This window comes from Methylocaldum sp., from assembly GCF_039794385.1.
Classification (GTDB): domain Bacteria; phylum Pseudomonadota; class Gammaproteobacteria; order Methylococcales; family Methylococcaceae; genus Methylocaldum.
This window is the reverse complement of sequence record NZ_JBDIVO010000123.1, coordinates 1-12,054: the sequence shown is the minus strand read 5'-3', so window position 1 is coordinate 12,054 and position 12,054 is coordinate 1. Positions and strand designations below refer to the sequence as shown.

General features: G+C 60.5%; 9 protein-coding genes. 6 read left to right on the top strand and 3 right to left on the bottom strand.

Translation table 11 applies throughout. From position 1 onward, the window contains the following. The 4 genes from ABJK70_RS12175 to ABJK70_RS12160 all read left to right on the top strand — a co-directional run. The coding region (locus ABJK70_RS12175) for a hypothetical protein (protein WP_347258115.1) at nucleotides 1–702 on the top strand (702 nt) is incomplete at its 5' end. A 360-nt stretch (nucleotides 703–1,062) separates the two neighbouring features. Continuing rightward, on the top strand, nucleotides 1,063–1,416 hold the full coding sequence (locus tag ABJK70_RS12170) for a BON domain-containing protein (protein WP_077732393.1): 354 nt from the start codon (nucleotides 1,063–1,065) through the stop codon (nucleotides 1,414–1,416). A gap of 253 nt (nucleotides 1,417–1,669) precedes the next feature. Then, complete coding sequence (locus tag ABJK70_RS12165; protein ID WP_347258114.1) at nucleotides 1,670–4,060, top strand: glycosyl hydrolase family 65 protein; 2,391 nt, start codon at nucleotides 1,670–1,672, stop codon at nucleotides 4,058–4,060. Continuing rightward, the gene (locus tag ABJK70_RS12160; protein ID WP_077732388.1) at nucleotides 4,057–4,953 is read left to right on the top strand and encodes a universal stress protein; all 897 of its coding nucleotides are present in this window, start codon (nucleotides 4,057–4,059) and stop codon (nucleotides 4,951–4,953) included. Before ABJK70_RS12165 ends, ABJK70_RS12160 begins: the two co-directional genes overlap by 4 nt. On the opposite strand, the gene ABJK70_RS12155 is transcribed toward ABJK70_RS12160, so the two are convergent. Then, nucleotides 4,950–5,711 carry a beta-phosphoglucomutase family hydrolase gene (locus ABJK70_RS12155; RefSeq protein ID WP_077732387.1) on the bottom strand — a complete coding sequence of 254 codons (762 nt, stop codon included), beginning with the start codon at nucleotides 5,709–5,711 and terminating at the stop codon, nucleotides 4,950–4,952. The two genes, ABJK70_RS12160 and ABJK70_RS12155, sit on opposite strands and share 4 nt — an antisense overlap. 453 nt (nucleotides 5,712–6,164) lie before the next feature. Between ABJK70_RS12155 and ABJK70_RS12150 the strand changes: the two genes are divergently transcribed. Beyond that, nucleotides 6,165–9,341 (top strand): cation-transporting P-type ATPase, encoded by a 3,177-nt coding sequence (locus ABJK70_RS12150; protein WP_347258113.1) that lies wholly within the window; start codon nucleotides 6,165–6,167, stop codon nucleotides 9,339–9,341. A 328-nt stretch (nucleotides 9,342–9,669) separates the two neighbouring features. Here the strand turns inward: ABJK70_RS12150 and ABJK70_RS12145 are convergent, their stop codons facing one another. Together ABJK70_RS12145 and rnk are read right to left on the bottom strand one after the other, a co-directional pair. Then, the gene (locus tag ABJK70_RS12145; RefSeq protein ID WP_347258112.1) at nucleotides 9,670–10,383 is read right to left on the bottom strand and encodes an SAM-dependent methyltransferase; all 714 of its coding nucleotides are present in this window, start codon (nucleotides 10,381–10,383) and stop codon (nucleotides 9,670–9,672) included. Between the two features lie 89 nt (nucleotides 10,384–10,472). Beyond that, the gene (rnk, locus tag ABJK70_RS12140; protein ID WP_077732384.1) at nucleotides 10,473–10,886 is read right to left on the bottom strand and encodes a nucleoside diphosphate kinase regulator; all 414 of its coding nucleotides are present in this window, start codon (nucleotides 10,884–10,886) and stop codon (nucleotides 10,473–10,475) included. 365 nt (nucleotides 10,887–11,251) lie between these two features. On the opposite strand from rnk, the gene smbP reads away from it, so the two are divergent. Next, nucleotides 11,252–11,611 (top strand): small metal-binding protein SmbP, encoded by a 360-nt coding sequence (gene smbP / locus ABJK70_RS12135; protein WP_347258111.1) that lies wholly within the window; start codon nucleotides 11,252–11,254, stop codon nucleotides 11,609–11,611. The last annotated feature ends 443 nt before the right edge of the window (nucleotides 11,612–12,054 follow it).

Genomic DNA, 12,054 nt, shown 5'->3' with positions numbered 1-12,054 from the left:
GTTGCCTCCGGGGCTTACGGAAACATCTTCGAAGACGGGGAGAACGGTGATGCCGCTCTGAGCAGCGAGAGGCCTCACATTCCCGAGCCGATGGTGTTCGATTTGGTCAGGCCGCTGGGCGTGCAGCAGGGAGAGTTCGAGACCAATGTTCTGGCGGGGCACTCTCTGAGAAACGGAGAAACGGATTGGGCACCGGAACTGGAATATGCGGTCCGGGACGGCTTGGCGGTGGAATTCGAACTTCCTTTTGAAAACCTATCGATAGCCGAATACAAGCTGGCGGTACAAGGGACTCTGGGAACGCTGTTCGGACGCCGCTTCATTCACGGTTGGCAGGCCATCGGGCGCTATGACCGGCATCACGACGGCTATTCCGCCGACGCTCTTTATCTCGCCGGCTATCGCTGGGACCACGCGTTCAGCACCTTCAACATGGCGGGGCTCAGATGGTCCGGTATCGATCGGCGCAATAAATTGGCAGGTATCGTCAATACGAGCTGGTTCTACGGTGTCTCCGATCGCGTGACGTTGGGCATCGAACTGGACAATGAAATCGCATCGCGCTGGGGCTATCTGTTGATGCCGCAGATGCATCTGGACTTCACGGATCACGCCACTCTTCAACTCGGAGCCGGCCCATCCCGCCTGCCGGGTCAGCCTACGGAGTGGATGGCGGTCTGGCGCATGATTTTCGCGTTCTAAAGCCGATTCGATTCGGACTAGAGGCGAAATTTCAGAAGATGAGGCCACTGCCGATCGATCGGCAGCCATCCGAAATCGACGCCGCTTCAGTGGACAAGAAAATAGCCTGTTCATCCTGACCGTCCCGGCTTTTATCTGCTTTGCCATTTGGGTTAAGCCGCTACGTATCCAACTGCCTTTCCAGGCTGAAAAAATCGTTTGAGCCATGATTTTTCGTACGAATTCGCTGTCGTACCTTTAATGAGGCCAAATCCTGTCCGATCGCGAAAAAAGGGTAGGGCATACCCTTTGGGAAAATCTCGGCGGGTCAGCCTCAGCCGAAAGGAAGTATTTTCTGATTCCCAAGGAGGGTACAAGATCATGATTACGCGCAAATCCGTCTTAGCATCTCTCGTGGCTATCGCCGTTGCCGGTTATTTCGGATCTGGGGTCATGGCTGCGCCGGACGATCCGATGGACTCGATTCTGGCCGAAACCGCCGGGGGATACATGAGCGACACGGCGATTACCGCCAAAGTCAAATCGGCATTGCTGGCGGATCAGAGCACGAGCGGCCTCGCCATTCAAGTCGAAACCAACAAAGGTGTCGTGCAGCTGAGCGGTTTCGTCGACAGCGCGGCCGAAAAGGAGCGGGCGGCAGAAATCGCCAGTGGCGTCGAGGGCGTTAAAGATGTCAAGAACGACATCCGGGTAGGCCGTAAGGAGACTCCTTGAGGGCTGAAGTAGAACGGGACGGGACAGCATCGAGAGTCGATTTGGATCGGATGACGGTCCATCGGCGGTGGATTCCCGTCCCGGCAGTCATTCGGAGCGCCGACCGCCGTGGCGGTCGGCGCTCTCTTTACTCCATGGGGCGGATCTCCGCCTTAATTCGTCAACATCGGATCGAATCGCCGACGGGGCATTCATCCTTAAACTGGGCGAAAGCCGAACCGGATAGGCCTGTTCGGCGCATGCATACTCTTGGGTGTTCCGCTTTCTTCTCGTCATGAAAGATCACCGGGTTAACACGGCACGAACAGGTGCTTCCTGTTTTGGTCCCACGGACGATCCGCTATGGCGAATCGAGGAAGAGGGTTTCAATCTGGCGCGGGAGCACGAAATCGAGTCGTTGTTCGCGGTTTCGAATGGCTATGTCGGTTCCCGCGCGTCTCTCGCGGAAGGAAGCCCATTGTCGGATCCCGCAACGTTCATCGCTGGAGTTTACGACACCGATTCATCCGCCCAAGGTGATCCCGTTCCGGAACTCGCCGCGGCTCCCGATTGGATGCAGCTGAGCTTGCTGATCGGCGGACAGGAGTTCCGTCTCGATCAGGGCGGTTACCTTTGGCACCGCCGCGTGATCGATATGCGGCACGGTATTCTGTGGCGCGAATTTGACTACCGGGCGGGGAACGAAGGGCTGATTCACGTACGTGCCTGCCGTTTGGCTTCGCTTGCCGACCGGCATGTTCTCTTTCAGTGCATACAACTGAACGCGGAAAACCAGTTTCCCCGAATTCATCTCCGGGCGCTGACCGAACCGGAGGTCGAACGTCCCGGCCGGGTACGTCTAACGCCAGAACCCTGTCCGCCTTCGGAAATTGGCCCCGATTCGCCCTATCTGCTCGAGCTGTGCACGCGAACCACGCAAATCAAGGTCGTGGTCGCTACCGCGGGCCGACTGCGGATCGGCGGCGAGGTCGTCCCGCCGCAAGTCGAACCGCTGCCGGACCGACGCGTCGAGTCCTGGGAGCTGGATATCGAGCCGGGGAAAACTTATCGGTTCGACCGTTTGGTCGTGATCTACACCTCGCGGGAGACCGAGCGACCGGCCGCCATGGCTGCGGACCATTTGGGGAGGCTGTTGAATTCCGCTCCGGAAGACGTGATCGATGCTCACTCGCGGGCTTGGGAAGAGCGCTGGCGGGAAAGCGACGTCGAAATCGAGGGAGACGAGGCATTGCAGAGGGCCGTGCGGTTCGCATGTTATCACCTGATCGGGGCCGCCAACCCGGAAGACGAGCGGGTTTCCGTCGGTGCTCGGGCTCTGACCGGCGAAGCCTACAAAGGCCACGTCTTCTGGGACACCGAAATCTTCATGCTGCCCTTCTACATTTTCACCCATCCCCCTTCGGCACGGGCACTCCTGATGTATCGGTATCACACTTTGCCGGCCGCACGGGAAAAGGCGCGTCGGCTGGGCTACCAAGGAGCGCTGTACGCCTGGGAATCGACCTACACCGGCGAAGAGACCACGCCGGGTTACAGCATAACCCCCGACGGCGAGATCAAGCCCATTCTCAACGGCGTGCTGGAGCACCATATCAGCGCCGATGTCGCTTATGCCGTTTGGCAATACTGGCAGGCGACCGCGGACGAGGCGTTTCTTTTGCAAGCCGGTGCGGAGATTCTGTTCGAAACCGCACGATTTTGGGCGAGCCGGGGCCTTTTGGAGGAGGATGGAAGCTATCACATCCGGGAAGTCATCGGTCCCGACGAGTATCACGAGGGCATGGACGATAACGCTTTTACCAACCTGATGGCGCAATGGAACCTGGAACGTGCCGCGGAGGCGGCGCGCATCGTCGCCGATCGGTGGCCGGATCGCTGGCTGGAGCTTGCGCGCCGCCTCGATGTAAACGAGGACGAACCCGAGACGTGGCGGGACTTGGCGCGGCGAATGTATACCGGGTTCGATCCGAAGACAGCGCTGTTCGAGCAGTTCAAGGGGTACTTCGAACTGGAAGACATCGACCTCGCCCGATACGGTCCCCGTATCTTGCCGATGGATATGATTCTCGGGCGAGAGCGGACGCAGTTGAGCAAAGTCGTCAAGCAGGCCGATGTCGTAATGCTGATCTATTTGTTCTGGGACCGGTGGTCGCCCGAGGCGCGTAAGGCCAATTTCCGCTATTACGAGCCGCGTACCGCCCACGGAAGCTCCCTGAGTCCGTCCATTCATGCCGCCGTGGCCGCTCGGCTGGGCGATATCGAAACCGCCATGCGCTACTTCCGCCAGGCCTCGGAAATCGATCTTACCAACAATATGGGAAACGCAGCGGGAGGCGTTCATGCCGCGGCGCTAGGTGGGTTGTGGCAGGCCGTGGTTTTCGGCTTCGCGGGATTGAGCGTGCGGTCGGACGGGTTGGGCTTTACGCCCCACTGTCCGCAAGAATGGCGAGCGCTCCGTTTTCGGTTGGTTTGGCGGGGCGTCTGCCTGCACGTGGACGTTAGGCCCGAAACCGTCGAAATCGTCGCGGAGTCGGGCGAGCCCGTGGTAATTCAGGTAGGGGACGCGTCGCCCGCGCGGTTCGTATCCGGCCAGCGCGTTCGCTGGAAACTGGTTGAAGGAGTCTGGAAGGAGGTTTCAACATGAGCGATGAGCGTGCGGAAAGGAACACGGTCGTATTGCCGCTCGATACAACGTCCCGGTCCGCTGCCATATTGCCGGTCGCGAAGACCGTCATCCAACTCGCGGAGGCAACCCCGTGCGTTGTGCAAACCGAATGGCCGACAAGTTCTCTTCCGGAGTTGAAGAAGAAATTTCCCAGCCTGAAAGCACTGCTCAAACATGCCATCATCGCCCCGATGCAAGGGCAGCCGGCCGAGGGGATTGTCCGTGCGGCTACGGAGTGGCGCAGCCTATGCATCGTCATGGCAATGCACGAGGGCAAGAAGATGCCCGATACCGGGCTCGATTCCACTGCCGAAGGGGTTCTTCGGGAGATGCCTTGCCCGGTCGTGCTGGTGCCGCCGGAACGCGAGCCGACGCCGTGGCGCATTCGGCAAGTGGTACTGCCCCAGGATGGTACGCCCGAGACCGCCCGAGCGCTGGGTCCGGCCATCACGCTTGCCGGGCGCACTGGCGCCAGTTTGTTGGTCCTGCATGTGTCCGGTGCACATGCCCCTCCGCCGCAGGAACCTGGCACATTGACCGCACCCCAATATGTCGATCAGCCCCAGCATGAATGGCCCGCCTGGGCACAGGAATTTCTGGAGCGGGTAAGATACTTGTCCGGAGAACCGGTTAAGGGCGGAATTCGGATGTTCATGGCGCGCGGCGAGCCCGGTCCCGAGATCGTGCGCTTCACCCACAGTCGCGGGGCCGATCTGATCGTTCTGTCATGGCATGGCGAACTGGCGCCGCGTTGCGCTCTCACCCTGCGCTACGTGCTCCAGTATGCGCCATGCCCGGTCCTGGTTTTGCCAGAGAGCCGCGAACAATCCGGCTTGCCTTTTCATCCCCGATCGGGCGAGAGGACGTTCTAGTCCGTGCTCAGTTCGACGAGGTCCGCCACCACAATATCCGCCCCCGCCGTTTTCAGGGCGTCTGCATGGCCGGTTCGGTCGACGCCGACGACGCAGCCGAACCCTCCTCTGCGACCTGCTTCGACTCCGGCGATGGCGTCTTCCACAACCACCGCGCGGGGTGGCTCAACGGCGATCCGCCTGGCGGCCTCGAGAAAGGAATCCGGCTCCGGTTTGCCGCGCAAACGCATTCGTTCCAAGTCGATCCCGTCGACCCGCGTATCGAACAAGTCGCTCAACTGCGCCGCCTCCAGGACTTCGGCACAGTTCCGGCTTGCCGACACGACGGCCGTCGCGAACTTCTTCGCTCTCAGTTCATGAATCAGGTCGACGCTCGATGGATAGATCTCGGCACCGCGGCTCCGGAGGAGTTCCAGATAGAGGACGTTCTTCTTGTTGCCGAGCCCGCAGACGGTCTCCCGGTCCGATCCATCGCCGGGCTCGCCGTAGGGAAGCGCAATGCCGCGCGAGGCCAGAAAGGCGGCTACGCCGTCGTAGCGAGCCTTGCCGTCGATGTAAAGCCGATAGTCCGAATCTGCATCGAAACTACGCTGGGGCTCTCCGACACGAGCCGCGTACCGCTGCAGAAAGTCGTCGAAAAGAGTCTTCCACGCGATTTTGTGGAGCGTCGCCGTTTGCGTGATCACGCCGTCCAAGTCGAAGATGACGGCATCGTAATCTCTCCGCGTGATCGCGTGCGAGGATGAGCGGATATTCATAACACCTCCGTAGTGCCTTCGAAAAAACTTCCGTATATCGATTGGACCTCAGGCAATGGGAAATCTGACAAGAAAGCGGTGTGCGCCGGAAAAGTGCCGCACGACAATTGAATCGCATTGTCTTGGGCGGCAAACTGTTCGAGCACCGGACTCTGGGTAGAACGACGGCAGGCCGCGCCGCAGACCGGTAATCCTAGAAACGGCAGTTGACCGCTTCGATGCACCAGAAAAGCCTTTCAAGTCTTAACCGTCACCGCTTCTATCCGCTTCACCGTTTAGGTGAGGCCGCTACGCACCCGATTGCACGGCGGGCGGGCCGCCTGGCGGCGTTGCTCCTTCTTGCGGGGGACGGCCCCGCGGCGGCGTCGCGCCTTGCCAGCCGTCCCGCCCGCCGCACACTCGGACGCGTCCAACTGCCGTTTCTAGGATAATTCCAATAATAAGGAGCACCTGATGAGTGATACGACCAGCGATTCGCCGGAAAAGACGGGTGAAGTCACCGCTTGGCACAATATTTCGGCGGAACAGTCGATAGAACGCCTGGAGACCGACCGGCGGCATGGGCTTTCCGAAGCCGAAGTCCGCGAGCGGCTGGCACGCTTCGGCCCGAACCGCCTGCCGCCGGCCCGCAAGCGCAGCGCCCTGCTGCGCCTACTGTCGCAGTTCAACAATCTGCTGATTTACGTTCTTCTCGCGGCGGCGACAGTCACCCTGCTGCTGGGAGATTACGTGGACACCGCCGTGATCGTGGCCGTCGTGGTGCTCAATGCCTTTATCGGCTTCATTCAGGAGGGCAAGGCCGAAGCGGCTATCGAGGCGGTGCGAAACCTGTTGTCGCCCTCCGCCGCGGTGCTGCGGGAAGGGCGCAGAATGACGGTTCCGGCCGAACAATTGGTGCCGGGCGACCTGGTGCTGCTGCAATCCGGCGATAAAGTGCCGGCGGACTTGCGCCTGGTCGAGGTCCGAAGCCTGCGCATCGACGAAGCCGTGCTTACCGGCGAATCGGTGCCGGTAGAGAAATCCGTGGCGCCGGTGGCTCCCGATGCGCCGGTGGGCGATCGGCTGTGCATGGCCCATTCCGGCACGCTAGTGACATACGGACAAGGCATAGGCGTGGTGGCCGCCACCGGCACGGCCACCGAAATCGGCCGCATCAGCACGATGCTGGCGGAGGTCGGCGCTTTGGTCACGCCGCTGCTCAAAAAGATCGAGCAGTTCGCCCGGTGGCTGACCGCCATCATCTTGGGCTCGGCCGCGGCGACTTTTGCTTTCGGCTGGCTGACCCGCGGTCTAGGGCTGGAAGAGATGTTCATGGCGGCGGTGAGCCTGGCGGTCGCGGCGATCCCGGAAGGCTTGCCGGCTATCGTCACCATCACATTGGCGGTCGGCGTGCAGCGCATGGCGCAGCGGAACGCCATCCTGCGCAAGCTGCCGGCGGTGGAAACCCTGGGTTCGGTCACCGTGATCTGCTCCGACAAGACCGGTACTCTGACCCGCAACGAAATGACCGTGCAGACGTTGGCGACGGCCGAAGACGAAATTCAGGTGAGCGGCGCCGGTTACAGTCCGCAGGGCGGCTTCAGCCGGGGCGATGCCGAAGTATTCGCGGCGGATTTGCCCCACCTCTTGGATCTGGCCCGTGCCGGGCTGCTGTGCAACGACGCGGCCCTCCACGAGGAGGACGGAACCTGGCGCCTGGAAGGAGACCCCACCGAGGGCGCTCTGGTGACCTTGGCGTACAAGGCCGGATTGAATCCCGCGTTCGAGCAGGAAGCCCTGCCGCGCATCGACGCCATCCCTTTCGAATCGCAGCACCGCTTCATGGCCACTCTGCACCGCGACCATTCCGGCCATGGATTGATCTTCCTGAAAGGGGCGCCGGAAGTCGTGCTGGAACGCTGCAATCGGCAGCGCCGCGAAGGACAGGACGAGCCTATCGACCCCGCGCTTTGGCACCGAAGAACGACCGAGATCGCCGCCCGCGGCCAGCGGCTTCTGGCGCTCGCCATAAAGCCTTTGACCGAACCGCCCGGATCCCTGACCTTCGAAGACACCGAAGGCGGCTTCACCCTGCTCGGGGTGGTCGGCATGATCGACCCGCCGCGGCCGGAAGCGGTGGATGCCGTGGCCCGCTGCCAAAGTGCCGGCATAAGGGTCAAGATGATTACCGGCGACCATGCCGCGACCGCCAGCGCGGTGGGCACGCAGCTCGGCATCGGCGACGGCGCGCGGGCATTGACCGGCGCGGAGATCGAGAAGCTCGACGACGAGGCTCTGCGTAACCAGGCTAGGGAGGTCGAGGTGTTCGCGCGAGCCAGTCCGGAACACAAGCTGCGCCTGGTGAGAGCCTTGCGTGAGGAAGGCCACGTGGTATCGATGACCGGCGACGGCGTGAACGACGCCCCGGCGCTCAAGGCCGCCGACATCGGCGTGGCCATGGGGCAGCGGGGTACCGAGGCCGCCAAGGAAGCCGCCGAAATGGTGCTGGCCGACGACAATTTCGCGACCATTGCCACGGCCGTGGAGGAAGGGCGTACGGTTTACGATAACTTGCGCAAGACCATCCTGTTCACCATGCCCACGAACGGCGGCGAAGGCGGGGTGATCATCATTGCGATCCTCCTGGGTACGGAGCTACCCGTCACCCCTCTGCAAATCCTCTGGATCAATCTGGTGACGGCAGTGACTCTGGCGCTGACCCTGGCCTTCGAACCGCCGGAAGGCGATTTGATGCAACGTCCGCCGCGTCCGCCCCGCGAACCGCTGGTGACGCGTTACATGCTGTGGAGGATCGCCTACGTCTCGCTGCTTCTGGTCGGAGCGACCCTGGGACTGTACAAATGGGAAATCGGCCAAGGCTCGTCGGTGGAGTTGGCGCGCACCGCGGCGGTCAACGCATTGGTTGCCGGTGAACTGGTCTATCTGATCAACAGCCGCTTCTTCCTGGCTCCGAGCCTTTCGTTGCGCGCCTGGTTCGGCAATCGATACGCCATTCTGGCCATTGTCATATTGATCGGTTTGCAGTTGGTGTTCACCTATGCGCCGTTCATGCAGAGCGCCTTCGGTGCCCGCGATCTGAGCGGCGAAGCGTGGCTCCGGATTGCTGGCGCGGCCTTGGCGGTTTTCCTGGTCGTCGAGCTGGAAAAAGCGGTCGTTCGCCGGCTCAGGAAACCGGTATTGGGCAAGCCCGTGCGGCCCGTGGCGCCGGAGATCCGACCGGCGCGCCTTTGGGATCGGGCCGCTGCGGTGTTGGCCGGCCTGTTCGGGCTTGTCCTGCTTTGGCAGCTGTTGGAGGTTTCGGTACGCCTTTACGCCTTGGCGGCGGGTGCCCAAGTCGGTCCGATTACGACTATCGGAATGATTCTCGCGGTTTTCGCCGCCTTGTTGTCCTTGGTGTTGATCGTAGAGGCACTGCTCGGCATCAAAGCGAATAAGGGATCGTTGACGGCGCTGAAATTGCTGATTCCGGCGCTGCTTCTGGCCGTCGCTTGGCACGCGCCGCTGTATCCGTTCGAACCATGGCACCTTCCTTGGCTGCTCGCGGCGAGCACGACGCTGGTCGTCTTGGGAATCGCTTATCTGATCCTGTCGCTGATGGTTCGCCGGACCGGCCCGCCCGATAGCCTCTAATCCCGATCGGCATTCGAGTGAACATTACATAGGCGGGTTAGCCCCTCGGCTCCGCTCGGGACAGGCCCTTCGACGGAGCTCAGGACAGGCCCTTCGACAGGCTCAGGACAGGCCCTTCGACAGGCTCAGGACAGGCTCCGCGTAGCCCACCGACCCGTCGACTTGGCTCAGGACAGGTCCGAGGTCGCTTGGTGGGTTACGGCGCACGCGAAGCACAGTGATCGGCGGTCGGTCAGTGCTGATGTGCGCCTAACCCACCATCGATGGGTTTTGCTTCGCTCTACCCATCCTACAAAATGAATGCCTGATTGAACGCGATTTGGAATAACTATCGGCGATCCGCAACGCGCGTGTCAGTGTCCGGGGATCGCACGATCAGCATTTCATCGCCGCCTCTCTGAAACTCGTAGGGCACCTTGACGGTCGCGATCCGGTAACCTTCGGTGGTCAGTTGCGCCACTACGCCTTCGAGATGGCGCGATCTGACCGCGCCGAGTTCCAGCAGGGGGAAGACGCGGACCTCCGCTGCCACGCGGCAAAGCTCGCGCAGGGACTGCAAGTGGAATGCCGCGTCGAAATGAGCGCTGTAGAGAAACAGAAAGTGCGAGCACAATGCGAGGTCGAAGGACCGCTCGGCAAAAGGCAAACACGGAAGCTCGGCGTCGATATACCGTCCCTCGCGTTGTCCCTCGGGGTAATCCGCCAGGAACGCACGCATGGCGCGCAGGCGCATTTCGCCGAGTTCATCGACGGAGCGGATATGCGACCAGACGAATTCGTCGGCATTCTTGCGTGTCTGCTCGATCACGAGGGGAAAAGTGTCGTCTATGCGAGAGGAAATCTCCCGTGCCGTAAACCGATAGAGCGGATCGACCGAGACCACCCCGCCGCCATGTGCCGTCAGCTCCGCATTAAAGCTGGCGGGACCGTCTCCGCAGCCGAGTATTCTTCTTCCGAGTTCGTGCGGTTTCAATGCAAACATCGCGACATATTCGTCGAAAGAGCGTCCCCACGGAACGACTTGATCAAGGTGAAAAGCCATTCACGCTATCCTTTCAAATCCGATGATGCAATTGATCGATCGTACGGGTGACGAGAGCATCCGTAAAGCTGTGAAGCTGATCGCTTCTGTCAGCGATGAGGTTCACCGGCGCGTTCCGGCTGATGGACGACTTCCATAATACGCACTTTGAGAAGCCCGCCCCCGGGACTGGGCCATTCGATCTGGTCCCCCGCGGAAAGGCCCAGCAGCGCGCCGCCCACCGGGGCGAGAATGGAAATCTTGTCCCCTTTGGTATCGATATCCTTGGGATAAACCAGTGTCCGGGAAAATTCCTGTCCCGTCGACTCGATGGTGAAGCGAACCGTCGAGTTCATGGTTACCACGGACGGCGGCACATTCTGCGGATCGACCACCTCGGCGCGTTCGAGCTCCGCTTGCAAATCGGCCTTACCGGGGAAAGCTTCTGCCGGAAGCGAATCGAGCAGGTCTTCCAGCCGTTCCAAGTCCGTTGACGAAACGATAATGTTGGGCTTTCTCTCCATTGATGTGTCCTCGTCATCCGGAGCAACATAGATGAATCAGCGCCCTGAACAGGCGAATCGTTAAAAAAGCGGTATCTTGCGTCACCGACACTCCTGGCCGGCCCGATCCTTCAGCATACGCGCGAATGTGGTCTCCACATAAATATTGAGACCGCGAACGATGTAGTCGTTCCGCGTTGGAGGCTGCGGGTACAAGTTATTTCACCAAAGAGTGAATGCAAAATTCGTTTCGGTCGATCGGAAAGCGTCATCGTGCCTAATACCATCGGCCGCCGGCCGATGATTATCGGTGAAGTACCGCTTACGCCACGATTGTCTAAAAGTTGTGCCGATTGGAAATCGGAAATGGAATTATGAGGTGAAAGATGAAACGCATCATTATGGCTATTTCCTTGTTGACGACGTTCGTTTTGAGTGGCGTAGGCTTTGCTCAAACGGAGCCGGAACACATAAAACACGTAAGAGAAGCACGCCAGCATGTGACCATGGCTGTGACGGAGGGCGAAAAGGGCGATGCGAAGGCACTCGTGCAACATGCCCAGACCGGCTTGGACCATGTCAGAATGGCGCAGAAGGAAAAACAGCTTGCTGATCTGGATAAGGCTGCCACAAGTCTGGAAGGTGCGATTAGTCAAGGCCAAGCAGGCGATGTGAAAAAAGCAACCGAACAGGCTAAAGAGTCGGTTGAATATCTTGATGCGGTACTAAGCGGGCTCGGTGGATAAACCGGTAGCTTGCGACGAGTTATCACGGGCGCGTCGGCGGTGATTCAAAACGCCGACGTTGCTCTGAAGTCTTCGTTCGTGGCACTGGTTACAGGCGGTACCGAATTGGCGTATCCCGCCGAAGTTCGCCGCAGCCTACACTGAAGCTTTTCTGAAAGGGAAGTCCGCCTTCGGTATTTTTCAGGAATTTCTTGAGTAGAAAAGGTACCTCGCGGGGCTGCATTTCCGGGCTAGAGCATTTTCATACCTACGGTATGGGCACTCGCGCGTAGGTCGGGGAATCCCTCCCAATCGCAAACGGTCGCTTTAGTCGCGACCCTTCCAATCGCAAACGTCGCTTTAGTCGCGACCTTCCAATCGCAAACGGTCATCCGGGGAAGGGGCTGGCCGGGAGCGCCGAAGCCGCCCTTCCCGACGGTGCAGTTGGGCCAACGGGTTCGTCG

Excerpts from the sequence above, each read along its gene's own strand:
- rnk (WP_077732384.1), bottom strand. The coding sequence starts at position 10,886 with ATGGAGAGAAAGCCCAACATTATCGTTTCGTCAACGGACTTGGAACGG.
- smbP (WP_347258111.1), top strand. The coding sequence starts at position 11,252 with ATGAAACGCATCATTATGGCTATTTCCTTGTTGACGACGTTCGTTTTG.
- ABJK70_RS12145 (WP_347258112.1), bottom strand. The coding sequence starts at position 10,383 with ATGGCTTTTCACCTTGATCAAGTCGTTCCGTGGGGACGCTCTTTCGAC.
- ABJK70_RS12155 (WP_077732387.1), bottom strand. The coding sequence starts at position 5,711 with ATGAATATCCGCTCATCCTCGCACGCGATCACGCGGAGAGATTACGAT.
- ABJK70_RS12150 (WP_347258113.1), top strand. The coding sequence starts at position 6,165 with ATGAGTGATACGACCAGCGATTCGCCGGAAAAGACGGGTGAAGTCACC.
- ABJK70_RS12160 (WP_077732388.1), top strand. The coding sequence starts at position 4,057 with ATGAGCGATGAGCGTGCGGAAAGGAACACGGTCGTATTGCCGCTCGAT.
- ABJK70_RS12170 (WP_077732393.1), top strand. The coding sequence starts at position 1,063 with ATGATTACGCGCAAATCCGTCTTAGCATCTCTCGTGGCTATCGCCGTT.